This window comes from Pseudomonas sp. IT-P100 (assembly GCF_949767185.1).
Taxonomy (GTDB): Bacteria; Pseudomonadota; Gammaproteobacteria; order Pseudomonadales; family Pseudomonadaceae; genus Aquipseudomonas; species Aquipseudomonas fluorescens_B.
The window spans coordinates 81328-106974 of the sequence record NZ_CATKQK010000056.1; the positions used below are offsets into that span (position 1 = coordinate 81328).

Annotated in this window: 24 protein-coding genes and 1 pseudogene; 18 read left to right on the forward strand and 7 right to left on the reverse strand. The window is 61.7% G+C overall.

The features are described from left to right. Positions 1-8: 8 nt before the first annotated feature. The 5 genes from pyrR to gshB form a co-directional block, all read right to left on the reverse strand. Positions 9-512 (reverse strand): bifunctional pyr operon transcriptional regulator/uracil phosphoribosyltransferase PyrR, encoded by a 504-nt coding sequence (gene pyrR, locus ACM6IQ_RS25795; protein ID WP_008026190.1) that lies wholly within the window; start codon positions 510-512, stop codon positions 9-11. Positions 513-595: 83 nt separating this feature from the next. Then, positions 596-1033: a Holliday junction resolvase RuvX gene (gene ruvX / locus ACM6IQ_RS25800; RefSeq protein WP_003195067.1), complete on the reverse strand. Its 438-nt coding sequence runs from the start codon at positions 1031-1033 to the stop codon at positions 596-598. Continuing rightward, the gene (locus ACM6IQ_RS25805; protein WP_017341268.1) at positions 1033-1605 is read right to left on the reverse strand and encodes a YqgE/AlgH family protein; all 573 of its coding nucleotides are present in this window, start codon (positions 1603-1605) and stop codon (positions 1033-1035) included. Before ACM6IQ_RS25805 ends, ruvX begins: the two co-directional genes overlap by 1 nt. Positions 1606-1847: 242 nt before the next feature. Beyond that, positions 1848-2744, reverse strand: a complete 897-nt coding sequence (locus tag ACM6IQ_RS25810) for an energy transducer TonB (RefSeq protein WP_017341267.1) — start codon at positions 2742-2744, stop codon at positions 1848-1850. Between the two features lie 77 nt (positions 2745-2821). Continuing rightward, complete coding sequence (gshB, locus tag ACM6IQ_RS25815) at positions 2822-3775, reverse strand: glutathione synthase (protein WP_017341266.1); 954 nt, start codon at positions 3773-3775, stop codon at positions 2822-2824. 235 nt (positions 3776-4010) lie between these two features. Between gshB and pilG the strand changes: the two genes are divergently transcribed. From pilG to madM, 15 genes are all read left to right on the forward strand, one after another. Next, a complete protein-coding gene (pilG, locus tag ACM6IQ_RS25820) occupies positions 4011-4415 on the forward strand; it encodes a twitching motility response regulator PilG (protein WP_414880162.1) in 405 nt (134 codons plus the stop codon). Positions 4416-4475: 60 nt separating this feature from the next. Continuing rightward, positions 4476-4841, forward strand: coding sequence for a twitching motility response regulator PilH (pilH, locus tag ACM6IQ_RS25825; RefSeq protein ID WP_008068134.1), 366 nt, complete (start codon positions 4476-4478; stop codon positions 4839-4841). Between the two features lie 10 nt (positions 4842-4851). Next, on the forward strand, positions 4852-5400 hold the full coding sequence (locus ACM6IQ_RS25830; RefSeq protein ID WP_414880163.1) for a chemotaxis protein CheW: 549 nt from the start codon (positions 4852-4854) through the stop codon (positions 5398-5400). A 102-nt stretch (positions 5401-5502) separates the two neighbouring features. Beyond that, the gene (locus ACM6IQ_RS25835) at positions 5503-7560 is read left to right on the forward strand and encodes a methyl-accepting chemotaxis protein (protein WP_017341263.1); all 2058 of its coding nucleotides are present in this window, start codon (positions 5503-5505) and stop codon (positions 7558-7560) included. Positions 7561-7597: 37 nt separating this feature from the next. Then, positions 7598-13606, forward strand: coding sequence for an Hpt domain-containing protein (locus ACM6IQ_RS25840; RefSeq protein ID WP_414880164.1), 6009 nt, complete (start codon positions 7598-7600; stop codon positions 13604-13606). Beyond that, complete coding sequence (locus ACM6IQ_RS25845) at positions 13599-14054, forward strand: chemotaxis protein CheW (RefSeq protein ID WP_017341261.1); 456 nt, start codon at positions 13599-13601, stop codon at positions 14052-14054. Before ACM6IQ_RS25840 ends, ACM6IQ_RS25845 begins: the two co-directional genes overlap by 8 nt. Before the next feature lie 250 nt (positions 14055-14304). Further along, positions 14305-15975 carry a malonate decarboxylase subunit alpha gene (gene mdcA, locus ACM6IQ_RS25850; protein WP_017341260.1) on the forward strand — a complete coding sequence of 557 codons (1671 nt, stop codon included), beginning with the start codon at positions 14305-14307 and terminating at the stop codon, positions 15973-15975. Further along, positions 15975-16832: a triphosphoribosyl-dephospho-CoA synthase gene (locus tag ACM6IQ_RS25855; RefSeq protein WP_414880165.1), complete on the forward strand. Its 858-nt coding sequence runs from the start codon at positions 15975-15977 to the stop codon at positions 16830-16832. The genes mdcA and ACM6IQ_RS25855 overlap by 1 nt, the downstream gene beginning before the upstream one ends. Beyond that, complete coding sequence (locus tag ACM6IQ_RS25860; RefSeq protein WP_017341258.1) at positions 16832-17131, forward strand: malonate decarboxylase subunit delta; 300 nt, start codon at positions 16832-16834, stop codon at positions 17129-17131. Before ACM6IQ_RS25855 ends, ACM6IQ_RS25860 begins: the two co-directional genes overlap by 1 nt. Beyond that, entirely contained in the window at positions 17124-17975 is an 852-nt protein-coding gene (locus ACM6IQ_RS25865; protein WP_017341257.1) for a biotin-independent malonate decarboxylase subunit beta, read from the forward strand. Before ACM6IQ_RS25860 ends, ACM6IQ_RS25865 begins: the two co-directional genes overlap by 8 nt. Further along, on the forward strand, positions 17972-18775 hold the full coding sequence (gene mdcE / locus ACM6IQ_RS25870) for a biotin-independent malonate decarboxylase subunit gamma (RefSeq protein WP_414880166.1): 804 nt from the start codon (positions 17972-17974) through the stop codon (positions 18773-18775). Before ACM6IQ_RS25865 ends, mdcE begins: the two co-directional genes overlap by 4 nt. After that, complete coding sequence (locus tag ACM6IQ_RS25875) at positions 18769-19380, forward strand: malonate decarboxylase holo-ACP synthase (protein WP_414880167.1); 612 nt, start codon at positions 18769-18771, stop codon at positions 19378-19380. The genes mdcE and ACM6IQ_RS25875 overlap by 7 nt, the downstream gene beginning before the upstream one ends. Further along, a complete protein-coding gene (gene mdcH, locus ACM6IQ_RS25880; RefSeq protein ID WP_017341254.1) occupies positions 19377-20288 on the forward strand; it encodes a malonate decarboxylase subunit epsilon in 912 nt (303 codons plus the stop codon). The genes ACM6IQ_RS25875 and mdcH overlap by 4 nt, the downstream gene beginning before the upstream one ends. A 65-nt stretch (positions 20289-20353) precedes the next feature. Then, positions 20354-20746, forward strand: coding sequence for a malonate transporter subunit MadL (madL, locus tag ACM6IQ_RS25885; RefSeq protein ID WP_010466888.1), 393 nt, complete (start codon positions 20354-20356; stop codon positions 20744-20746). 5 nt (positions 20747-20751) lie between these two features. After that, a complete protein-coding gene (gene madM, locus ACM6IQ_RS25890) occupies positions 20752-21516 on the forward strand; it encodes a malonate transporter subunit MadM (RefSeq protein ID WP_084322497.1) in 765 nt (254 codons plus the stop codon). 88 nt (positions 21517-21604) lie between these two features. On the opposite strand, the gene ACM6IQ_RS25895 is transcribed toward madM, so the two are convergent. Then, a complete protein-coding gene (locus ACM6IQ_RS25895) occupies positions 21605-22519 on the reverse strand; it encodes a LysR substrate-binding domain-containing protein (protein ID WP_414880168.1) in 915 nt (304 codons plus the stop codon). Between the two features lie 138 nt (positions 22520-22657). Between ACM6IQ_RS25895 and trhA the strand changes: the two genes are divergently transcribed. Continuing rightward, positions 22658-23275 carry a PAQR family membrane homeostasis protein TrhA gene (trhA, locus tag ACM6IQ_RS25900; protein WP_414880169.1) on the forward strand — a complete coding sequence of 206 codons (618 nt, stop codon included), beginning with the start codon at positions 22658-22660 and terminating at the stop codon, positions 23273-23275. Further along, a pseudogene (locus ACM6IQ_RS25905) lies at positions 23276-23392 on the forward strand (metal ABC transporter ATP-binding protein); the annotation flags it as partial. Here ACM6IQ_RS25905 and ACM6IQ_RS25910 read toward each other — a convergent pair. Next, positions 23389-24297, reverse strand: coding sequence for a LysR family transcriptional regulator (locus tag ACM6IQ_RS25910; RefSeq protein WP_414880170.1), 909 nt, complete (start codon positions 24295-24297; stop codon positions 23389-23391). The pseudogene ACM6IQ_RS25905 and the gene ACM6IQ_RS25910 overlap by 4 nt on opposite strands. A gap of 107 nt (positions 24298-24404) precedes the next feature. Between ACM6IQ_RS25910 and ACM6IQ_RS25915 the strand changes: the two genes are divergently transcribed. Further along, complete coding sequence (locus ACM6IQ_RS25915) at positions 24405-25646, forward strand: D-amino acid dehydrogenase (protein WP_414880171.1); 1242 nt, start codon at positions 24405-24407, stop codon at positions 25644-25646. The last annotated feature ends 1 nt before the right edge of the window (position 25647 follow it).

Here is a 25647-nt window from a genome sequence, read left to right on the forward strand (position 1 = left end):
AGGGCGAATTAAAGGGCGAGGTCTTGCAGTTCAAGCTTGAGTTCCGGGCCGGACAGCTTCACGCGCTCGTGGGCCGCCAGCGACAGGGTCGCGCCCACGACGTTCGGGCGGATCGGCAGCTCGCCAGCGTCCAGGTCCAGCAGACACACCAGCGTCACGCTGGCCGGGCGGCCATAGTCGAAGAGTTCGTTCATTGCGGCGCGGATGGTGCGGCCGCTCATCAGCACGTCGTCGATCAGCACCAGGTCCTGGCCTTCGATCTCGAACGGCAGGGCCGAGGGGCGCACTTGCGGGTGCAGGCCGTTCTGGCTGAAATCGTCGCGGTAGAAGGACACGTCCAGCGTACCGAGCGGCGCATCGCTGCCCAGTTCCTCGAGCAACGCCTGGGCGACCCAGACGCCACCGGTACGAATACCGATGTAGCGCGGTTCGCTGATGCCACGGTGTTCCAGATGGGCCTTGAGACGGATCGCCATCTGGCTGATCAGTTCGGCGGGATTGGGCAGGCTCATGGTTGCTCCTTCTTGGGCCCGGGCCGGGCGGTGCTGGAGGTGGCTCCGGGTTGTCGCTATAGAGAGTCGCTTGTTACGGCTCTTCAGGATTCGAACAGTGCAGTGTTTTCGTCGAGCCAGCCTTGCAGCAGCAGGGCGGCGGCGATGGCGTCGACCGGGTTGTCGCGGTAACTGCCTTTTTGCCCGCCACGATCACGTCGTTCGCCCTTGGCTTCAAACGTGGTCAGGCGTTCATCGTGGGTATAGAAGGGCAGGTTGTAGCGGCCGTTGAGGCGGCGGGCGAACTTCTCGGCGCGCAGGCACATGTCGCTCGGCGTGCCGTCCATGTTCAGTGGCAGGCCGACGACGACTGCATCGGGCTTCCACTCTTTAATGAGGGCTTCGACCTGGTTCCAGTCGGGAACACCGTTTTGCGCCTTCAAGGTGCACAGTTCGCGGGCCTGGCCGGTAATCACCTGGCCGACCGCCACGCCGATCTGTTTGGTGCCGTAGTCGAACCCCAGGATCAGGCGCAGGGCCATCAGGCGTGCCCCGCCTGGCTGGTGAGCAGGCTAAGGTTGACGCCGAGGTGTTTGGCCGCCGCTTCGAGGCGCAGTTCGCTGCTGGTGTTGAACAGGATGTCGGCGTCGAACGGGCAGGTGAGCCAGGCGTTCTGCGCCAGTTCGGCTTCAAGCTGCCCGGCTTCCCAGCCGGCATAACCCAGGGTGATCACACTCTTGGCCGGGCCGACACCATCGGCGATGGCGAACAGCACATCCTGGGACGTGGAGAGGGACAGGTCGCCTTCCAGATCAACGGTCGCCTGAAACTTCTTGCCCGACGGGTGCAGGACAAAACCGCGATCGGTCTGCACCGGGCCGCCGATGAAAATCGGCACATGCTGGCAGAGCATCGGCGGTTCGACATCGGGGCGCAATTGCTCGAGGATATCGGCCAGGTTCAGGTCTTGCGGACGGTTGACCACCAGCCCCATGGCACCATTGGCCGTGTGCTCGACGATGTAGGTCAAGGTGTGCGCAAAGTTCGGGTCGGCCATGTGAGGCATGGCGATCAGGAAGTGATGCTTGAGGTAGCTGGGGCTGACGTTCTTCATGAGCGCTAGTGTGGCGTTGGAGGGACGAACTGACAAGCTGGGGATGCGTAGGAAATGGTGATTGAAGCCGCCGCAGAACCCTGTGGCGAGGGAGCTTGCTCCCGTTCGGCTGCGCAGCAGTCGTGATCTGATTGTTGCGGTGTGTCAGGAAATACAAGGCCTGCAGGTTTTGGGGCTGCTTCGCTGCCCAGCGGGAGCAAGCTCCCTCGCCACAGGGTCAACACTGGGCAGAAAATCCCCAATCAGTTACTGGACAACCGGTCCCCGCGCGCAAACTTCCACGTCCTGATGATTTCCAGCCGATCGATGTCCGACAAATCCCCGGTAAACGGCGAAAACGGCGCCGCCAGCCTAACGATCCGTTGCGCCGCCTGATCCAGCAGCGGTTGCCCGGACGATTCCAGCACCAGCACTTCGTACAGCGAACCGTCGCGGTTGATCGAAACCATCAACCGCAAATTGCCGTAGATCTGCTTGCGCCGCGCTTCGTCGGGGTAATTGAGGTTGCCGATGCGTTCGACCTTCTTGCGCCATTCGTCCTTGTACCAGGCGCCCTTGTCTTTCATGGTCGAAGCAGCGCTCAGGCGGTGGATGCGCGGGCGCTTGGCGTACAGCTGTTGTTCATTGGCCAGTTCCGCTTCCAGGCTGGCGATGTCGCTGGACAGCTGTTCACTGTCGAACGTCGGCGCTGCGACAGCGGGCTTGGTCACGGGCTTGGGTTCTTCGGTCTTGGCCGCGGCTTTTTTCGGTTTCGGTGCGACGGTGGTCACGGCAGCCTTGGGCGGCGCTTGCACTTCAGGCTTGGCGGCCGGCGGTGGCGTGACTTTCTGCACCTTGTTGTCCTGGAACGGCGCGACCTCGGTGGTCTTGGGGATCGCCTTTTTATCCAGGGTGCCGCTGCCTTCCTGATTTTCCTGGGCGAGGAAATCAGCCTTCGTCGGCTTCTTTTCGCTCTTGAAGGTGGCGAGGGTGATTTCCAGGGTTTTACTGATTTGCTTGGGTTCGACCATCGTGAAGCCGACGCCCAACAGCAAGGCCAGGTGAATCAGCGCCGCGAGAAACAGGGTAAATCCGAGGCGATCGGCCGGGCGCACACCACGGTGGGCGAGTTCTGCAGGCAGATCGGACGGAAGTGTCATGACAAGAAAACCAACATCGCGTTTTTCACAGGCCGCGCATGATAACGCAATGTTGGTTCGATCTTGGCTGTTCTATATCAACGGGCCTTGAGCTTCTGATCGATGGCATCCATCAGCATCCCGCCGATGTCGGTGCCGAACGCATTATCAATCTCGCGAATGCAGGTCGGGCTGGTGACGTTGATCTCCGTCAGGTGCTCGCCAATCACGTCCAGGCCCACGAACAGCAGGCCTTTCTCGCGCAGGGTCGGACCGACTTGCGCGGCGATCCAGCGGTCTTTCTCGGTCAGCGGACGGGCTTCGCCACGACCACCGGCCGCGAGGTTGCCACGGGTTTCGCCGGCCGCCGGAATCCGTGCCAGGCAATAATCCACCGGCTCGCCGTCGATCATCAGGATTCGCTTGTCGCCGTCGACGATCGCCGGCAGGTAACCCTGGATCATGATCTGCTGCTTGCCGTGCAAGGTCAGGGTTTCGAGAATCACCGACAGGTTCGGGTGGCCGGCGGTGTGACGGAAGATCGAAGAACCGCCCATGCCGTCCAACGGCTTGAGGATGACGTCGCCGTGATGATCGGCGAATTCGCGCAGCACGTCCGGGCGACGGCTGACGATGGTCGGCGGCGTGCACTGCGGGAACAGCGTGGCGAACAGTTTTTCATTGCAATCACGCAGGCTCTGCGGCTTGTTGACCACCAGCACGCCGGCGCGCTCGGCCTGCTCCAGCAGGTAAGTGGAGTAGACGAACTCCATGTCGAACGGCGGATCCTTGCGCATCAGGATCACGTCCAGATCGCTCAGCAACGCGTCGGTCTCGGCTTCCAGTTCGAACCATTTTTCCGGGTTGGCGAAGACTTTCAGCGGCCGCATCCGCGCCCGCGCTTCACCTTCGGCCTGATACAAATCGCCCTGTTCCATATAGAACAGTTCCCAGCCGCGCTTCTGTGCGGCCAGCAGCATGGCCAGCGAGCTATCCTTTTTATAGGAGATGCTGGCGATAGGGTCCATGACAATCCCGACGCGAACGCTCATGGGTTTTTCCTCGAAATGGGGTGGTCCGAAAGGACACGAAAAAGTGGCGTCAGAGTGGCGCCGAGTGTGTTCCCGGTCAAGGAAAAACCACCGCGCCAGTCCCCCGATAGATTGCATTTGGAGACTGTGCTAAAAAGGCTGCCATATCGTTCTGGCCCTTAAACATCAAGGGTTTCGAGCCTCCGGTTATCGGAAACGGACAAATTGATTCGCAAAGGCGACGGTAGAGCATTTTATGGACCAGCATTCCAGCGCCTTGAAGGTCATGGTGATCGACGATTCGAAGACGATTCGCCGCACCGCCGAAACGCTGCTGAAGAACGTGGGGTGTGAGGTCATCACGGCCGTCGACGGTTTCGATGCCCTGGCCAAGATTGCCGACAATCATCCCGGCATCATTTTCGTCGACATCATGATGCCGCGCCTGGATGGCTATCAGACCTGCGCTTTAATCAAGAACAACAGTGCGTTCAAGTCCACGCCAGTGATCATGCTGTCGTCCAAGGACGGGTTGTTCGACAAGGCCAAGGGACGCATCGTCGGTTCCGACCAGTTTTTGACCAAGCCTTTCAGCAAGGAAGAACTGCTGAACGCGATCCAGGCCCATGTACCGGGCTTCGCCGCCGTTTTGCCGCAGTAGGACACGCACAGTGACGCTCGGCCAGCGGGCCCGGCGTCGACAAGAAGAATGGGGACAACCATGGCACGAATTCTGATCGTCGATGATTCGCCGACTGAAATGTACAAACTGACCGGCATGCTGGAAAAGCACGGTCATGAAGTATTGAAAGCCGAAAACGGCGCCGACGGCGTAGCACTTGCCCGTCAGGAAAAACCCGACGCGGTGCTGATGGACATCGTCATGCCCGGCCTCAACGGTTTCCAGGCGACCCGCCAACTGACCAAAGACCCGGAAACCGGGCACATCCCGGTGATCATCATCACCACCAAGGACCAGGAAACCGACAAGGTCTGGGGCACGCGCCAGGGCGCCAAGGACTACCTGACCAAGCCGGTCGACGAAGAAACCCTGATCAAGACCCTGAACAACGTACTGGCCGGTTGATCGTCCGGCCATGACCGAGTCGCTGACGGCTTTCGAATTGCTGCTGCAGATAGACCAGCGCTGTCGTCTGCTGGCGGCGGATCTGCCCTCCCAGCCGACCCGGCAGGACAACTGGAGCGGCATCGGTTTTCGCTTGGGCGAGCACTGGTACGTCGCCCCCATGGGCGAGGTCAGCGAAGTCCTGCACGAACCACGGTTCACGCAACTGCCGGGGGTCAAGCCCTGGGTCAAGGGCGTGGCCAACCTGCGCGGGCGCTTGCTGCCGATGATGGATTTGTGCGCCTTCTTTTCGGATAAAGAGCTCGGCCACGAGTTGTCGGCGGCGCGCAAACAGCGGCGGGTACTGGTGGTGGAGCATCACGACGTGTTTGCCGGGTTGATGGTCGATGAGGTTTTCGGCCTTCAGCACTTTGCCCAGGACAGCCTGGAGCCGGTAGAGGCGTTGAATGGCCCGATTGCACCGTTCATCAGGGGCCGGTTTCGGCGTGAGCAGAATTGGCAGGTGTTCAGCCCGTTTGCGCTGGCGCGATCGCAAAGCTTCATGCATGTAGCGCTGTAATCCCGGACCCAGTGGGCGCCGGGCTATGTGGTGAGCCACAAAAGCCCGCTCCCACAGGGGATTTATGGTGGGTTCTAACGGTGCGATAACAGGCGAGGACCGATGATAAAAGCAAAAACAGGCAAGCCAGAAGGGTCGCGCAGCCGATCGCAGATCATCGCGCTGTTCATCGCGTTGATTGTCTTCATCATGCTGCTGTTCGCCAACTTCGCTTACCTCAACACTCAAGCCACGTACGATAAACAGTACATCGGCCACGCCGGCGAGCTGCGCGTGCTGTCCCAGCGTATTGCCAAGAACGCCACGGAAGCCGCAGCCGGCAAGGCTGCCGCGTTCAAGTTGCTCAGCGATGCGCGCAACGATTTCGCCCAGCGCTGGGGTTATCTGAAGAAAGGCGACCCGTCTACCGGCCTGCCGCCAGCGCCGTCCACCGTGCGCCCGGAAATGCGCGCCGTGCAACTGGACTGGGAGCGTCTGCTGAAAAACACCGACGCCATCCTGTCCAGCGAACAGACGGTGCTGTCGCTGCATCAAGTCGCCGCCACCCTCGCTGAAACCGTGCCGCAATTGCAGGTCGAGTACGAAAAAGTCGTCGAAATCCTTCTGCAACGGGGTGCGCCGGCCGCTCAGGTCGCGATGGCCCAGCGTCAGTCACTGTTGGCCGAGCGGATTCTCGGCGCAGTCAACACCGTGCTGTCTGGCGATGAAAGTTCGCAACAGGCCGCCGACGCTTTCGGTCGCGACGCCGCGCGTTTCGGCCAGGTGCTCACGGGCATGCTTCAGGGCAATCCGGCATTGAAGGTCAGCCAGGTCGAAGACCGAGATGCCCGTGCCCGACTGGTCGAGATTTCCGAGTTGTTCGAATTCGTCTCCGGTTCGGTGGATGAAATCCTCGAAACATCGCCAGAACTGTTCAAGGTTCGCGAATCGGCCACCAACATTTTTTCCTTGTCACAAACCCTGCTAGACGAAGCTTCACACCTGGCCAGCGGTTTCGAAAACCTCGCCGGCGGGCGTAACACCGACGAAATCGGTGGCTACGTGCTGGGCCTGCTGGCGCTGATGTCGATCATCCTCATCGGTCTGGTAATGGTTCGCGAAACCAACCGTCAGCTACGGGAAACCGCCGAGAAGAACGAACGCAACCAGAACGCAATCATGCGGCTGCTTGACGAGATCGAAGACCTGGCCGACGGTGACCTGACCGTGACGGCATCGGTGACCGAGGACTTCACCGGGACCATCGCCGATTCGATCAACTATTCCGTGGATCAGCTACGCGATCTGGTGGCAACCATCAACCTCACCGCCGGCCAGGTCGCCGCCGCCGTGCAGGAAACTCAAGCCACCGCCATGCACCTGGCACAGGCCTCGGAACATCAGGCGCAACAGATCAGCGAAGCCTCCACCGCGATCAACGACATGGCGCAGTCCATCGACCAGGTCTCGGCCAACGCCGCCGAATCTTCGGCAGTTGCCGAGCGCTCCGTGGAAATTGCCAACAAGGGCAATGAAGTGGTGCACAACACCATCCACGGCATGGACAACATCCGCGAGCAGATTCAGGACACCGCCAAACGCATCAAACGCCTGGGCGAGTCTTCGCAGGAAATCGGCGACATTGTCAGCCTGATTGATGACATTGCCGACCAGACCAACATCCTCGCGCTCAACGCGGCCATCCAGGCTTCCATGGCCGGTGACGCCGGGCGCGGTTTTGCGGTGGTTGCCGATGAAGTGCAACGGTTGGCCGAACGCTCGTCCGCCGCGACCCGGCAGATCGAAACCCTGGTGCGGGCGATTCAGGCCGACACCAACGAAGCGGTCATTTCCATGGAACAGACCACTACCGAGGTCGTGCGTGGCGCGCGTCTGGCGCAGGATGCCGGTGTGGCCCTGGAAGAAATCGAAGGCGTATCGAAAACCCTCGCGGCGCTGATCCAGAGCATCTCCAACGCCGCCCAGCAACAAACGTCTTCGGCCGGACAGATTTCCCTGACGATGAACGTGATCCAGCAGATCACCACGCAAACGTCGTCCGGCTCCACGGCCACGGCCGAAAGCATCGGCAACCTGGCGAAAATGGCCAGCCAGCTGCGGCGCTCGGTGTCGGGTTTCACCTTGCCGGCCGCCAAGGCGCAAACTGTGGATAAAGTGTGAAGTGCCCACGGGCGTTCGAACGATGAACGGAGCAGTTATGGGTGATCGGCACGACTATGTGGCCCTGGAGTGGGTCAAAGGCGAGATTGCCGAAACGCTGAAAGTGGCTCACCAGGCGATTGAAACGTTGCTTGATGACCCTCAGGCGACGCACGCCCTCAGTGAATGTCTGGCGTGCATCCATCAGGTTCACGGCAGTTTGCAGATGGTCGAGTTTTACGGCGCGGCACTGCTCGCCGAAGAAATGGAGCAACTGGCCGCTGCCTTGCAACAGAACCGCGTCAGCCATCGCGACGAGGCCATTCACCTGTTGCTGCAAGCAATCGGTCAGTTGCCGATCTATCTCGACCGCGTACAAGGCGCGCGCCGCGACCTGCCGCTGGTGGTGCTGCCGCTGATCAACGATCTGCGCAGCGCCCGCGGCGAAAGCCTGTTGTCGGAAACCAGCCTGTTCACTCCGCAGTTGCCGGAGCTGCCACCGCTGAATGAACAATCACTGGCGCGGCTGGAACCGGCGGACCTGCCAAACGTGTTGCGCAAATTGCGCCAGATGTTGCAGATGGCCCTGGTCGGGTTGCTGCGCGAGCAGGATGACGACACCCACCTCGGTTACCTGGCCAAGGTGTTTTCACGCCTCGAGGGGTTGTGTGGCAACGCGCCCCTCAGCCCGTTGTGGCAAGTCGCTTCGGCGCTGGTCGAAGGCATGCGCGGCGGTTCGATCGCCAACAGCCCGGCCCTGCGCAGCCTGTTCAAGGACGCCGACAAAGAGCTCAAGCGCCTGCTCGAGCAGGGCATGTCCGCGATCAATCAGCCGGCACCGCCGGAGTTGCTCAAGAGTTTGCTGTTCTACATTGCCAAGGCCGAACACCCCACCGGGCAGATGCTGACCATGAAAGATCGCTACGGATTGGACGACGCGTTGCCTGACAGCGCGATGGTCGACGAAGAGCGGGCGCGGCTGGCGGGTCCTGACCGCGATGCCATGCGCTCGGTACTGGCGGCGCTGTGCGAAGAACTGGTTCGGGTCAAGGAGCGCCTGGACCTGTTCGTGCGCAGCGACCGTCAGCACACCTCGGACCTCGAAAGCCTGCTCGCACCGCTGCGACAGATTGCGGACACCCTGGCGGTGCTCGGTTTCGGCCAGCCGCGCAAGGTCATCATCGATCAACTGGCGGTGGTGCTGAGCCTTGCTCAAGGCCAACGCGAACCCAACGACGCGATCCTCATGGATGTCGCCGGGGCCTTGCTCTACGTCGAGGCGACGCTGGCCGGCATGGTCGGCACCGTGGAGCCGGAAAGTAGCCAGGAAGACAGCCGTCTGCCGACCACCGACCTGACGCAGATCCACCAGATCGTAATCAAGGAAGCGCGCATCTGCCTGCAGCAGGCCAAGGACATGATTGTCGATTACATCGACGCCGATTGGGACCGCCAGCATTTGCAACCGTTGCCGGACTTGCTGACCCAGGTGCGCGGTGCGCTGGCGATGATTCCGCTGAGCCGGGCCGCGAGCCTGATCGACGCCTGCAATCATTTCATCCGTGAGCATTTGCTGCTGGAACAGGGCCAGCCTGACTGGCAGGAACTGGACAGCCTGGCCGACGTCATCACCAGCCTCGAGTATTACCTTGAGCGCCTCAGCGACGATCCCGAAGCGGCCGGCGAACAGTTGCTCGACGTCGCGGAAAAAAGCCTCGCGTCACTGGGTGTCTTCCCCAGCGAGCAGCATGTACCGGTGCTTGAAGACGTGCTCAGCCCGAGCGAAGCGCAGGTCATGCAGGACTTGCAGGAACTGGATGATCCGGAAGTCGTCCAGACCCTGGCCGATGTGCTGGCCAACCCGGTCTCTGCGGTGAATCCGCCCGCGCTGAACACCCCTGGCAGCCTGTTGCCGCCGCCGGTGGGCGAAGCGCCGGTGGACGACGAGTTGCGCGAAGTCTTCCTTGAAGAAACCGATGAAGTCCTGGACATCCTTCGCGAATACCTGCCGCGCTGGTTGGCCTATCCCGACAACACAGCAGCCTTGAGCGAGTTGCGCCGAGCCTTCCACACCCTCAAGGGCAGTGGCCGGATGGTTCGCGCCTTGGTCCTGGGTGAATTGGCGTGGGCTGTGGAAAACCTGCTCAACCGTGTGCTGGAGCACAGCGTTGAGCCGGGCCAGGCCGTGCAACAACTGCTCGGCGACGTGTTGAACCTGCTGCCGGAACTGGTGGCCGAATTTGCCGACAATGCCCAGCGTCAGCGCAACGATGTCGACCAATTGGCCGCCCGCGCACATGCCCTCGCCAAGGGTGACGAGCCTTTGTCCGATGAAGACGTGCAGGACGTCGCGGCCCTCGATCCGCTGTTGCTGGAGATCTTCCGCAACGAGGCCGAAACCCATCTGGCCACCCTCAATCGCTTCCTCGAACAGGCCGCCGAACACGTGCCGTTGCAGGCCAGCGACGAATTGCAGCGAGCGCTGCACACCCTCAAGGGCAGCGCCTCGATGGCCGGCGTCCTGCCGATCGCCGAGCTGGCGACACCGCTGGATCACCTGGCCCGCGAGTACAAGGCGCACCTCATCGCCCTGGACCTCGACGAAGTCGAACTGCTGCTGGAAGCCGAAGGCGTGTTCCGCCTCGGGCTGCGTCAGCTCAAGGTCGATCCGCTGGCCGAGATTCCCGGTGCCCGTTCATTGATCGAGAGAACCCAGACGCTGCTGGCCGAGCGTCTGGAAGCGCTGTTGAGCACGCCGAGCACGGCGCTTCGAACCAAGCGCGACCCGCAATTGATCAACAACTTCCTGGCCCAGGGCATGGACATCTTGCTGGATGCCGAAAGCCTGTTGCAGCGCTGGCAGCAACACCCCGGCGAACGTCAGGAACTCAGTGCACTGCTGGATGAATTGACCACCCTTGGCGAAGGAGCACACCTGGCAGATCTGCATCCGGTGGATGAGTTGTGCGAAGCCTTGCTGGATCTCTATGGTGCCGTGGAAGAAAGCAGCCTGGCGGTCAGCGACCGGTTTTTCCACGAGGCGCAAAGTGCTCACGAAGCGCTGATCAACATGCTCGACGAACTGGCAGCCGGCCAGGAAGTCAGCCCGCAACCGGAGCGCATCCGCGCCTTGCGCGGTTTGCTCGACGAGAGCCTCGACCCGTCGGCCATGGGCCTGATTCGCAGTGACGGCAGCCGCACCCTGAGCATTCGCGAACTGGGCAGCGTTACCGCCGAACTTGAAAACACAGTACCCCCTGTGGGAGCGAGCCTGCTCGCGATGGACGTCAACGATGACGCATTATTGCAGGATAAACGCGGGGCCTATGAATCCATCGCGAGCAGGCTCGCTCCCACAAAGGATCATGAGCTAGACGATGAGATTGTTTCGATCTTCCTCGAAGAGGCGGTGGACATTCTCGAAAGCGCCGGCCAGGCCCTGCAGCGCTGGCTGAATGACCCGGAAAACGCCGCGCCGCTGTTGTCCTTGCAGCGGGATATGCACACGCTCAAGGGGGGCGCGCGGATGGCCGAGGTCGAACCGGTCGGTGACCTCGCCCATGAGTTGGAAAACCTTTACGAAGGCCTTGTCGATCGCCGTTACAGCCACAGCGAGGCGTTGGCGCACCTGCTGCAACAAAGCCATGAGCGGCTGGCTCAGTTGCTTGAGCAATTACAGCACCAGAAACCGCTGGGTGATCCGGGCGAGCTGATCGACGCCATCCGCGAGTTCCGCCAAGGCAACGCCAACGCGCCTGAAACCGTCGAGGCTGCGCGAGCCGAGGATTCGCCAGGGCATGATCCTGAACTGTTGGAAATCTTTCTCGAGGAAGGTTTCGACATCATCGAAAACTCCGGCGCGGCGTTGGTGCGCTGGCAGGCAGAACCTTCCAATCGCCAGGAAATGGAAACCCTGCTGCGCGACCTGCACACCCTCAAGGGCGGTGCACGGATGGTGGAAATCGGCCCGATCGGCGACCTCGCCCATGAACTGGAATTTCTCTACGAAGGTTTGTCCGCCGGTACGCTGAAACCGACGGCAGCGCTGTTCGGGTTGTTGCAAAGCAGCCATGACCGACTGGCGCAGATGCTCGACGCCACCCGCGCCGGTCAACCGTTGCCGCCCGCTGATCGACTGATCGATGCGATCCGCAATTTCAGCCATCCGGAGGTGCCGGAAGCACCGGTTGCCGCAACGGTTGCACCCAAGGTCGAGCCACTTGCGCCACAAGTCGATGCCGGTGCCGACATGGTCAAGGTCTCGGCAGAATTGCTCGACGACCTGGTCAACCTGGCCGGGGAAACCTCGATCTTCCGTGGCCGCATCGAACAACAGGTCAACGATGCGCGCGTGGCGTTGAACGAGATGGAAACCACCATCGAGCGCATGCGTGATCAACTGCGCCGGCTCGATACCGAAACCCAGGGGCGGATTCTCAGCCGTCAGCAAGTCGACGCCGAGCGTTCGGATTACGAAGAATTCGACCCGCTGGAGATGGATCGTCACTCGCAGTTGCAGCAACTGTCGCGGGCGCTGTTCGAGTCCGCTTCTGACTTGCTCGACCTCAAGGAAACCCTCGACCGGCGCAACCAGGACGCGGAGAACCTGCTGCAACAGCAGGGCCGCATCAACACCGAATTGCAGGAAGGCCTGATGCGTACGCGCATGGTGCCGTTCGAGCGGATGTTGCCGCGTTTGAAACGCATCGTTCGCCAGGTTTCCAGCGAACTGGGCAAGGACGTGGAATTCATCGTCGGCAACGCCGAAGGCGAGATGGATCGCAACGTCCTCGAACGCATGGCCGCGCCGCTGGAACACATGCTGCGCAACGCCGTCGACCATGGCCTGGAATCCGCGGAGGTGCGCATCGCGGCCGGTAAACCGGCGCAAGGGCGGATCACCCTCGACCTGTCGCGCGAAGGCGGCGACATCATTTTCGACATCCGCGACGACGGCGCCGGTGTGCCATTGGACGCGGTACGGCGCAAGGCAATCAAGCGCGGTTTGCTGGCCCCGGACAGCGATATCAGCGACCGCGACGTGCTGCAATTCATCCTGCAACCGGGGTTCTCCACGGCGGAAAAAATCACCCAGATTTCCGGGCGTGGTGTGGGCATGGACGTGGTCCACGAAGAGGTGCGACAGCTGGGCGGCAGCATGAGCATCGACTCTGTGCCGGGGCAGGGCGTGCATTTCCGCATTCGGCTGCCGTTCACCGTGTCGGTCAACAGGGCGCTGATGGTGCAGTGCGGTGAGGACCAATATGCGATCCCGCTGAACACCATCGACGGTATCGTGCGGGTGCTGCCCAACGAACTCGAAGGGCATTACCGGCTCGATCCGCCGACCTACAAATACGCCGGGCAGCACTATGAACTGTGCTACCTCGGCGAACTGCTGAAAACCAGCACCCGCCCGAAACTGCTGGGCCAAAGCCTGCCGTTGCCGGTGTTGCTGGTGCAATGCAACGAACGGCACATCGCGGTGCAGGTCGATGCCATGGCCGGTACCCGGGAAATCGTGGTGAAAAGCCTCGGCCCGCAGTTTGCGGCGGTGCAGGGGTTGTCCGGGGCGACGATCCTCGGCGATGGCCGGGTGGTGCTGATTCTCGATCTGCTGGCGCCGATCCGCGCGATGCAGGCGCGGGTGCCGCAACAACCGCTGAGGCAGGACGCAGAATCCGAGCCGCACAAGCCGTTGCTGGTGTTGGTGGTCGACGACTCAGTCACCGTGCGCAAGGTCACCAGCCGTTTGCTCGAACGCCACGGCATGAACGTACTGACGGCCAAGGATGGCGTCGATGCCATGTTGCTGCTCGAAGAACACATGCCGGACCTGATGCTGCTGGACATTGAAATGCCGCGCATGGACGGTTTCGAAGTGGCGACCCAAGTGCGTGCGGACGAACGTTTGCAGCACTTGCCGATCATCATGATCACCTCGCGCACCGGCCAGAAACACCGCGACCGCGCCATGGCCATCGGCGTCAACGACTACCTCGGCAAGCCGTACCAGGAATCGGTGCTGCTCGAAAGCATCGCGCTGTGGAGCAAAACCCATGCTTGAACACCGCACCAGCAACCTCACCGGGCTGCTGCTGCCCCTGGCTGACCGCAATCTGATTTTGCCCAACGTGGCGATTGCAGAGCTGATCGACTATCAAGCGGGAGCGTTCGATCTCGATTCGCCGCCGTGGTATCTGGGGCGGGTAACGTGGCGGGACCGGCAGATTCCGTTGCTGAGTTTCGAGTCGGCCTGCGGGCAGAAAATTGTCATCGGCGAACGGGCGCGAATTGTGATTCTCAATGCGCTGGGGGGGCGGCCGGAGCTGAAATTCATGGCGTTGCTGGTGCAGGGGATTCCGCGGTCTTACAAGCTCGATAGCCAATTGAGCTATGTGGATGTGCCGCTGTGTGCGCTGGAGCAGGCGGCAGTGCAAGTGGGTGATCAAGTGGCCAAGGTGCCGGACTTGCTGGCGCTGGAGGAGTTGCTTGTGAGTGCCGGGCTCGCCTGACCAGCCCCTGTGGCGAGGGAGCTTGCTCCCGCTGGGGCGCGAAGCGGCCCCAAGACCTGCGACCGAGGTAAATCAGGTATACCGCGTGCAATGTTTTACGACTGCTTCGCAGCCGAGCGGGAGCAAGCTCCCTCGCCACAAGGGGAGTGTTCGTTACGGTGACCGTAACGATCCGTCTCTCTGCTTGATTGATGCCCCCCACCCAACACTCCTAAGGTGACCCCCACGACAGCGAACCCGTGGAGTGGTCATGACAACAACAATATCCCCCGACTCGCGATGGACGCGGCGGCGCAGCGAAAAGCAGCGGCGCCTCGAGTTGGTCAAGGGCCTGGCCGACGGTGTGGTTCTGCCCACCGACAACATCGTAGCGGCGCTCGAAGCGTTGATCCTGCCTGGCGACCGTGTGGTGCTGGAGGGCAACAACCAGAAGCAGGCGGATTTCCTTTCGCGCTCACTGGCAAAAGCCGATCCGACAAAGCTGCATGACCTGCACATGATCATGCCCAGCGTCGGACGCTCCGAACACCTGGACCTGTTTGAACGCGGCATCGCCCGCAAGCTCGACTTTTCCTTTGCCGGCACCCAGAGTCTGCGCATCAGCCAGTTGCTGGAAGACGGCCTGCTGGAAATCGGCGCGATCCACACCTACATCGAGCTCTACGCACGGTTGGTGGTGGACCTGATTCCCAACGTCGTGCTCTCCGCCGGTTTCATGGCCGACCGCGCCGGCAACATCTACACCGGCCCCAGCACCGAAGACACGCCGGCGCTGATCGAACCGGCGGCGTTCAGCGACGGCATCGTCATCGTTCAGGTCAATCAGTTGGTGGACGACGTTACTGACTTGCCACGCGTCGACATCCCCGCCTCCTGGGTCGATTTCGTGGTGGTGGCCGACAAGCCGTTCTACATCGAACCGCTGTTCACCCGCGACCCCCGGCATATCAAGCCTGTGCACGTGCTGATGGCGATGATGGCGATCCGCGGGATCTACGAAAAACACAACGTCCAGTCGCTGAACCACGGCATCGGCTTCAACACCGCCGCCATCGAATTGATCCTGCCGACCTACGGCGAATCCCTCGGCCTCAAAGGCAAGATCTGCCGCAACTGGACGCTCAATCCGCATCCAACCCTGATCCCTGCCATCGAAAGCGGCTGGGTCGAAAGCGTGCATTGCTTCGGCACCGAACTGGGCATGGAAAACTACATTGCCGCGCGGCCGGACGTGTTCTTCACCGGTCGCGACGGCTCGCTGCGATCCAACCGAATGTTCAGCCAACTGGCCGGGCAATACGCGGTCGACCTGTTCATCGGTGCGACTCTGCAAGTCGATGGCGACGGCCATTCTTCCACCGTGACTCGTGGTCGCCTCGCCGGTTTCGGTGGTGCGCCGAACATGGGCCACGACCCGCGCGGTCGCCGCCATGGCACTCCGGCCTGGCTCGACATGCGCCACGGTGACGCGCCGGAGCCCTTGCTCGAACGCGGCAAAAAACTCGTGGTGCAAATGGTCGAGACCTTCCAGGAAGGTGGCAAACCGACCTTCGTCGAAACCCTCGATGCGATTGAAGTGGCGAAGAAAAGCGGCATGCCGCTGGCGCCGATCATGATCTACGGCGACGACGTCACTCACCTGCTGACCGAAGAGGGCATCGCCTATCTGTACAAGGCGCGTTCGCTGGAAGAGCGTCAGGCGATGATCGCCGCTGTCGCTGGCGTGACCGTGATCGGCTTGCGTCACAACCCGAAAGACACCGCCCGCATGCGCCGTGAAGGCTTGATCGCCTTGCCCGAAGACCTCGGCATCCGTCGCACCGACGCCACCCGCGAATTGCTCGCCGCCAAAAGCGTGGCGGATCTGGTCGAGTGGTCCGGTGGCCTCTACAACCCGCCCGCCAAATTCAGGAGCTGGTAATGCACGCCTTCAACCTGCAACCGAAAACCTTAACCCTGGCCGAGCGGCTGGCGGACCTGGCGGTGGATGCGCTGATCGACGAAGCGGATTTGTCGCCGAAACCGGCGCTGGTCGATCGTCGTGGCAACGGCGCGCATACCGATTTGCACCTTGGGCTGATGCACGCTTCGGCGTTGTCGTTGTGGCCAGCGTTCAAGGAAATGGCGCAAGCGGCTATCGAAATTGGCGAAGTGGGTTTGCCGCTGCGTGAGGCCCTCGGCCGAGTTGGCCGGGAAGGGGAGCAAACGATGCTCGCCACCACCAATGGGGTGAATACCCACCGTGGCGCGATTTGGGCGTTGGGATTGCTGGCCGCGGCGGCGGCGCTTGAACCTGAGTCCAGGGGCCCAGGCTCGGTCACGTTGCGCGCCGCTCGCCTCGCGCTGCTCGACGATCGTTACGCTCCAAGGCCTCTGAGCCACGGTGCCCAAGTCGCCCGACGTTACGGCGCGCGCGGTGCCCGTGAAGAGGCGCAACTGGGCTTTCCTTCAGTGCTGCAACGCGCACTGCCGCAACTCAAAATCAGCCGCGCCGCCGGCCATGGTGAACAGAACGCCCGGCTCGATGCGTTGCTGGCGATCATGACTCAACTGAGCGACACCTGCGTGCTCTACCGCGCCGGCGAACACGGCCTGCACACCATGCAACTCGGCGCCCAGGCGGTACTCGATGCCGGCGGCAGCGCCAGCCTCGCCGGTCGTCGCCGTCTGCACGAACTGGACGAACAATTAATCGCATTGAATGCGTCGCCCGGCGGTGCAGCGGATTTACTCGCCGCCTGCCTGTTTATCGATCGCATCGAGTCCGGAGCTTTCTGATGGAAACCTTATCCTTTGAATTCCCCGCCGGGCAGCCGCCACGTGGCCGCACCCTGGTGGGTTGTGTCGGCTCTGGCGATCTGGAAGTGCTGATCGAACCGGGTCAGGCCGGCAAGCTGACCATCAAGGTGCAGACCTCGGTCAATGGCGCCGAACAACGCTGGCAGCATCTGTTTGCGCGGATGTTCGACGGCCAGGTCCCGCCAGCGATGGCCATCGATATCCACGACTTCGGCGCAACCCCCGGCGTGGTGCGCTTGCGTCTGGAACAAGGCTTTGAGGAGATCGGCCATGACTGACAGCGCAGACCTCCTGCATAAACACAGTTTCGTCGAACTCGGTGCGCGGCAACGGGCGAAAGCCTTGCTCGATGCCGGCACCTTCCGCGAATTGCTCGACCCGTTCCAACGGATCATGTCGCCGTGGTTGTCGCGCCAGGGCGTGGTGCCGCAAGCCGATGACGGCGTGGTGATTGCCAAGGGCAGCATCGGCGGTATGCCGGTGGTTATCGCGGCGATCGAAGGCGCGTTTCAGGGCGGCAGCCTCGGCGAAGTCGGCGGGGCGAAGATTGCCGGCGCGCTGGAACTGGCTGCCGAAGACAACCGCAACGGGATTCCGACCCGCGCCGTGTTGTTGCTGGAAACGGGCGGCGTGCGGTTGCAGGAAGCCAACCTCGGGCTGGCGGCGATTGCCGATATTCATGCGGCGATCGTCGATTTACGCCAGTACCAACCCGTTGTCGGCGTCGTGGCCGGTAGCGTGGGCTGCTTTGGCGGGATGTCGATTGCCGCCGGGTTGTGCAGCTATTTGCTGGTGACCCAGGAAGCGCGTCTTGGCCTGAACGGTCCACAAGTGATCGAACAGGAAGCGGGGCTTGAGGAATACGACTCCCGCGACCGTCCTTTCATCTGGAGCCTGACCGGCGGCGAGCAACGTTTTGCCAGCGGTCTGGCGGATCGTTTTGTGGCTGACGACGTGGCGCAGATTCAGCAGCAGGTCAGTGAGTTGCTTGAACAAGGCCTGCCAGCGCAACAACGCAGTCGTCAGGCCGATCTGTTCCTGCAACGGCTGGCCCGTCTGGACGCCACGCCGCAAATCGATCCGGCGACGGTTCGCGATCTGTATCAAGGAGAGCGCTCATGAATTCGTATTCCCTGAGAGGTTTGAGCTGGTTCAATGCCTTGAGTGCGGGCGCGACACCGGTCGACGGTTTGCCTGCTTCGTTGAAGGTGGCCGACGGTGTGTTGGGTGATCAGTCGGTTCGGTTCATTGCGGTGGTGGCGGATCCCGACAACCGCTTTGTCCGCGCTCGCAACGGCGAGGTGGGTTTGCTGGAAGGCTGGGGTTTGGCCAGGGCGGTGGATGAAGTCATCACGGCTGACGTTGATAAACCGCACAAGCGCGCCGTGATCGCGATCATCGATGTGCCGAGTCAGGCCTACGGTCGGCGCGAAGAAGCACTCGGCATTCATCAGGCACTGGCCGCTGCGGCAGACAGTTATGCCCGTGCCCGATTGGCTGGCCACGCGGTGATCGGTTTGCTGGTGGGCAAGGCAATGTCCGGGGCATTCTTGGCCCATGGGTATCAGGCCAATCGATTGATCGCGCTGCGTGATCCAGGCGTGATGGTGCATGCGATGGGCAAGGCTTCGGCGGCGCGGGTGACCTTGCGCAGCGTCGAAGAGCTGGAAGCGCTGGCTGCCAGCGTGCCACCGATGGCGTATGACATCGACAGCTACGCCAGTCTGGGTTTGCTTTGGGAAACCTTGTCGGTTGAACAGATCGAGCAGCCGACGGCCGCCGATCTGGCGCGTGTGACTGAGTGCCTGGGCCTGGCGATTGGCGATGTCGCCGCAAGCGGTCGCGATTTGAGCGGCCGCTTGGGTGCGAGCAATCGCGCGGCCTCGAGCAACGTTCGCCAACTGCTGAGAGAGCAGTGGTGAATACCTTTCTGGCCCACGACCTGCTCTGGGGCATGACCCCAGAGCAGCTGCCGGTGGACGCGCCTGCGTGGGTGGTCGAGTCGATCAGCGCGGGTCAGCCGGTGGTGGTTCGGCGTGCGTTGAGTGCGCCGGATTTCATCGCGGTCGGGGTGCGTGGGCGGTTACGTGAACAGCGCTTTGCAACAGTGATGTCGATCGATACGATTTCGCGTCGCGTCACACCCGAAGCACTTTGTCATGTCTCGATTGACCGGGATTTGCCGGCAGTCCACGCCCTCACTCAGCTGCGGCCACTGCTGGATGATTATGGTTGGGCGTGGGGCGTCAGCGGCAGCGCCGGGTTTGAATTGGCCAGCGGTTTTCAGGCCTTGCATGAGCGCAGCGATCTCGACTTGATCCTGCGCACGCCGCAACCGCTCGACCGATTGAAAGCGCAGGCGCTGGTGAAGATTCTGGACGCGGCTGTGTGCCAAGTGGACATGCAGTTGCAAACGCCTTTCGGCGCTGTCGCGCTGCGCGAATGGGCCGGTCCTGCCCGTCGGGTTTTGCTGAAAAACGCCCGCGAGGCCTGCCTGGTCATTGATCCGTGGGAGCAAGCAGCGTGAGCAGTTTGCTGGTGTTCCCCGGCCAGGGCGCGCAACAGCCGGGCATGCTCCATCGTTTGCCTCGCGAAACGGTGAACGAGGCGAGTAACGTGCTCGGTGAAGAGGCGTTGCTGCTGGATTCTGCCGAAGCGTTGAAGTCGACACGGGCGGTTCAGCTTTGCCTGTTGATCGCCGGTGTCGCCGCGTCGCGCCAGTTATCCATGGCGCCGGATTACGTGGCGGGATTGTCCATTGGTGCCTATCCGGCGGCAGTGGTGGCGGGTGCCTTGGGTTTCAGCGATGCGTTGCATCTGGTCAGCCTGCGCGGTGAACTGATGCAGCAGGCTTATCCACAGGGCTACGGCATGACCGCGATCATCGGCCTCGATTTGTCCACAGTGGAAGGCTTGCTGGCGCAGGTTCACAGCGTCGACACGCCGGTTTACCTGGCCAACATCAATGCCGATAACCAGGTGGTGATTGCCGGCAGCGACGGCGCGATGAAAGCCGTCGCCGAGCTGGCGAAAGGTCGCGGTGCAGGCCTGGCCAAACGACTCGCCGTCAGTGTGCCGTCGCATTGCCCCCTGCTGGATGCGCCCGCTAAAACGCTGGCGGATGCATTCGCCAAGGTGTCGCTGAAAACGCCGGCTCTGGGTTACCTCAGTGGCAGTCGCGCCCGGCCAATCATCAATGTCGAAGCCTTGCGCGATGACCTCGCTTTTAACATGTGCCGCGTCGTCGATTGGCGTGGCACCGTGCAAAGCGCCTACGAGCGCGGCGTACGCCTGCAGATTGAACTGCCACCCGGCGCGGTGCTGACCGGGCTGGCGCGCCGGGTGTTCGAGCAGGGCACCGTGATTGCCTTCGACGGTGCTCGCCTCGATACCTTGCAGGCGCTGTTGCGTGAGGAGGGAAGCCGCCAACCCTAGACCATCGACTCAAGCCTTCGAACAACAAAAACAACATTCGACGATGCACTTTGAGGACAACAACAATGATTATTTACGGTGTGGCGTTTCTCGCCTTTTGTACCCTGGTGGGTATTTTTGTCGGTGAACTGCTCGGCAAGCTGATTGGTGTACCGGCCAACGTTGGCGGTGTAGGTATTGCGATGCTGCTGTTGATCGGCCTCGGCAGTTACCTGAATAAAAGTGGTTGGTTCAAAGGCAAGACAGAGCAGGGCGTGGAGTTCTGGAGCGCAATTTATATCCCGATCGTCGTCGCCATGGCGGCACAACAAAACGTCTATGGCGCACTCAAGGGTGGGCCGATGGCGATCCTGGCGGGGACGGCAGCGGTGGTTATCGCCTTTGCCTTGGTGCCGGTGCTGGTACGCATCGGCAACAAGGAACCCGCCTCGGTCATTCCTCCCAAGACGGTAGGGTGATCGCCATGTACGAATCGATGATGAAGGTAATTACCGGTTACGGCCTGATCAGTGGCTTTCTGATTGTCGGTGTGACCATGTGGGTGTCCTACTGGATTTCCAATACATTCACCAAAGGTCGCCTGCACGGCTCGGCCATCGCCATTCTGCTTGGGTTGTTGTTGTCTTATATCGGGGGCGCGCTGACCGGTGGCCAGAAAGGCGTGGTGGACATTCCGTTGTTGTCGGGCATCGGCCTGCTGGGCGGCGCCATGTTGCGTGATTTCGCGATTGTCGCCACGGCGTTCGGTGTCAGTGTCGATGAGCTCAAGCGTGCCGGTTTTGTCGGTGTGCTGGCGTTGTTCGTCGGCGTCGGAACATCGTTCATAGCCGGTGTCGCGGTGGCGATGGCGTTCGGTTACACCGATGCGGTGAGCTTGACTACCATCGGCGCGGGCGCGGTGACGTACATCGTCGGTCCGGTAACCGGGGCAGCGATTGGTGCGAGTTCCGAGGTCATGGCGCTGTCGATTGCGGCGGGGTTGATCAAAGCCATTCTGGTGATGGTGATGACGCCGTTCGTGGCACCGATGATCGGGCTGAACAACCCGCGCAGTGCGGTGATTTTCGGCGGTTTGATGGGCACCTCCAGCGGTGTGGCCGGCGGTTTGGCCGCGACAGATCCGAAACTGGTGCCGTATGGTTGCCTGACGGCGGCGTTCTACACCGCGTTAGGGTGTTTGCTTGGGCCATCGCTGTTGTATCTGATCATGCGCGGGTTGATGGGCTGACATTTTCTGACACCTTCGTGGACAAGCCCCACACATTGGAATGCATTCTCCCGTGTGCGGGCTTGCTCGCGAAATCCGCGACGCGACCTCAAGTCTGCCGATTGGCATACATCCGACACTCCGCCAGCAGCGCCAGCAAATTCGGATCGCGCTCCTTGGCCTTCAAAAACACCACACCGATGTGCTGCTGCAACCGATACTTTTCCTGCAACGGAATCAGCTTCACACGGTTCTCATACACCGCCGCAATCCGCCCCGGCAGCAACGCATAACCCACCCCCGAGCTGACCATGCTCAGCAGGGTGAAAATGTCGTTGACCTGCATCGCCACCTTCGGCTCGAACCCCGCCTGCTTGAACACCCGATTGCCATCCTGGTGCGTGGCGAAGCCTTGGGTCAGGGTGATGAACGTCTCGTCGCGGACCTCGGCCAGATCCACTTCGGTGCGTTGGGCAAACTTCGAGTCTGCCGGGGTCGCCAGGAAGATGTCATCGGAAAACAACGGAATCTGCTCGCAATCCGGGTCGTTCACGCTGTCGTCCAAAGACACCAGGATCGCGTCGACTTCCATGTTCTTGAGCTTGTACAGCAGGTCGAAATTCGAGCCGAGGATCAAGTCGATATTGAGTTCGCTGCGGCGGATTTTCAAACCCATGATCAGTTGCGGCACGGTCTTTACCGTCAGCGAATACAGCGAGCCCAACTTGAAGCGTTCAGCGGAAAATCCAGCGGCTTCGCGGGTCAGGCGCACGGTTTCGACCACGTCCTGAATCAGCTTCTGCGCTCGCTCTTCCAGCACATAAGCGCTTTCCAGCGGCGTCAGGTTGCGCCCTTCATGTTTGAACAGCGGACAACGCAGGGCGCTTTCCAGCGAGTGAATGGCGCGGTGCACGCTGACGTTGCTGGTTTGCAACTCGGCGGCGGCGCGAGCCAGATTGCCGGAGCGCATGAAGGCGAGGAACACCTCGAGTTTTTTCAGGGTCAACTCTTCGTCTATCAGCATGGGCCGGACTCTTATTCGAATGGCTCGATTGTGCACGTATGTGGGTTCTTGGGGGATTTGTGTTTTGAAACATTGCGCTTTTAACCTTCAGGCGTGAGCCTTACGCGAAGTTGCAACGAATCTTGAGGTGAGCAACACATGTATCACGGGGAAAGATTGAACGCCTGGACGCATCTGGTCGGGGCGGTGGCAGCGGTTGTCGGGGTGGTGTGGATGCTGGTGATTGCCGGCATGGACGGCAGCCCGTGGAAGATTGTCAGCGTGGCGATTTACGGATTTACCTTGATGGTGCTTTACAGCGCATCGACCGTTTACCACAGCGTGCGCGGGCGCAAGAAAGCGATCATGCAGAAGGTCGATCACTTTTCGATCTACCTGTTGATCGCCGGCAGTTACACGCCGTTCTGCCTGGTAACCCTGCGCGGGCCGTGGGGCTGGACCTTGTTCGGAATTGTCTGGGGATTGGCGTTGATCGGCATCCTGCAGGAGATCAAGCCGCGTTCGGAAGCGCGGATTCTGTCGATCGTGATCTATGCGGTGATGGGCTGGATCGTACTTGTGGCGGTCAAACCGTTATTGGCGGCATTGGGCAGTACAGGTTTCGCCTGGCTGGCGTCGGGCGGCGTGCTGTACACCGTGGGCATTGTCTTTTTTGCGCTGGACAGTCGTTTGCGCCATGCCCACGGGATCTGGCATCTGTTCGTGATCGCCGGGAGCTTGCTGCACTTCGTGGCGATTATGTTTTATGTCTTGTAGATCGCACCGCAGCTATATGAAAAACCTGTGGGAGCGAGCCTGCTCGCGAAAGCGCCAGGTCAGTCGACATCATCGCTGACTGATCCACCGCATTCGCGAGCAGGCATGCTCCCTCAGTGGCACAGGCGATCCAGTTGCGCCTGCGCCCGTCGGCTGAACACCTGCAACAAGTCGCTCAAGGTATGGGGCGGTGGTTCGTCGGCGCGAGTCACCGCATACAACGTGATCGGTAACGCGGGTGCCAGAGGTCGAATCGCCGTGGTGGCGGGGGACGCGCCTAGCGCGGTAAACGGATCGATCACCGCCAGCCCGGCACCGGATTCAACCATCGCCCGCGCCAGCGAATAGGTCTGCACGGCGATACGAACCCGTGGCGGCGGCTCGACCGCCTCAAGGTAGCTGTCGAGCCTGGCGGCCAGCGGGTCGGCGCTGGACAGACCGATCAGCGGCGCACCGGCCAGTTCGCTCAACGGTAATGGTTGGCTCAAGGCGTCGTCGGTCCAATAGCCCAACGGCGCCAGCGCCACCAAAACCCCGCAGGCCAAGGGCTGCGCCTTCAGGCCCGGATGATCGGGTGGTTGCAAGGTCAGCGCGACATCCACTTCGCGCATCAACAAATTCTGCATCAGCTCACGGCTGTGGGCGCTGGACAGTTCGCAGACGATGTCCGGGTAGCGTTGCGTCCACTCGTTGATGGCCGGCGGCAGCAGCGACAGGGCCAGCGCCGGGATTGCGCCGATCCGTACGCTGTGACCCGGCTCGCGACGCAGGCTCTGGGCCAGACGTCGCACGCCCTGCAGGCTTTCGGTGACCTTGTCGACTTCGCGCTCAAGCTCCAGCGCTTCGGGCGTGGCCTGCAATTTACCGCGCACCCGCAGAAATAATGGGAAGCCCAGTTGCTGCTCGGCGTGTTGCAGCACTTTGCTCACCGCCGGCTGCGACACGTGCAGCAACTGCGCGGCGCCACTGACCGAACCGGTCTGGCGGATGGCCTGGAAAATCTCGATGTGTCGCAGTCGCATGGCAAGTCCATAACCTTTGTTTATGGGTCAGGCATCTTTATGCATTGTTCAAGGTCTGTCACCTGGTCCTAACCTGAAGCCTGTTTCAACAACGGTTAAGGACAGACATGGCTCAGCGGGTTTGCATCATCGGTGGCGGCGTCATCGGCCTGACGACGGCTTACGCACTGGTTCGCGACGGCATCGACGTGACGCTGATCGAGGCCCGGGATTCGCTGGGCAGCGAGACCAGTTTCGCCAACGGCGGCCAGTTGTCCTACCGTTACGTCGCGCCTCTGGCCGATGCCGGTGTGCCGTTGCAGGCGCTTGGCTGGATCCTGCGCGGTGACTCGCCGCTGAAGTTGCGTCCGCGCCTGGACCCGGCGCAATGGCGCTGGATGGCGTCCTTCCTGGCGGCGTGCCGTCGTTCTGTGAATCAGCGCAACGGCGCGCACCTGCTGCGTCTGGCGCTGCTGAGCCAGTCCACGCTGCAAGGCTGGCGGGACGAAGACCGTCTCGACGGCTTCGCCTGGCGGCGCAACGGCAAACTGGTGACGTTTCGTGAAGCCGCGAGTTTTGAGCATGCGCGCCATGGCCTGGCCGATCCGCAACAGCAGCACGTGCTGTCGCGTGCCGAATGCGCACAGTTGGAGCCTGCGCTTGCCGAGGCGCCGTTTGTGGGCGCGATTTATACGCCTGACGAAGAAGTCGCCGATTGCCATGCTTTCTGCCAGCAACTGCTGGCTCGGCTCCAGGCGTCGGGGCGTTGCGAGTTTTTGCTGGGACGCAAGGTCACCGGCATTCGCCACGCGGATGGCGCGGTGCAGGCTGTAGAAATGGGTTCGCACGTGCTGCCGGTCGAGCAACTGGTGATCGCCGCCGGTCATCGCAGTCCGGCGCTGGCGCTGCCCGGCATGCACCTGCCGCTGTATCCGCTCAAGGGCTACAGCCTGACCTTGCCCGTGCGCACCGAACATCGCGCGCCGGAGCTGAGCATCACCGATTACAACCGCAAGATCGTTTATGCCCGCATCGGTGATCAACTGCGCGTGGCGGCGATGGTCGACATCGTCGGTTTCGACCCGGCGCTCGACCCCAAACGTCTGGCGCTGATCAAGCGCCAGGCGCAGGAAACCTTACCCAATGCCGGCGATTACACCGCCGCCATCGAATGGGCCGGCATGCGCCCGGCCACCCCCAGCGGCGTGCCGTTGATCGGGGCCACGGCGTATCGCAACCTGTGGCTCAACCTGGGCCATGGCGCCCTGGGTTTTACCCTGGCTTGCGGCAGCGCCCGGTTGCTCAGCGAGTTGATCGCCCGGCGCGCACCCTCGATTGAAATGCAGGGCCTCGCCCCCCGCGTCGCCTGAC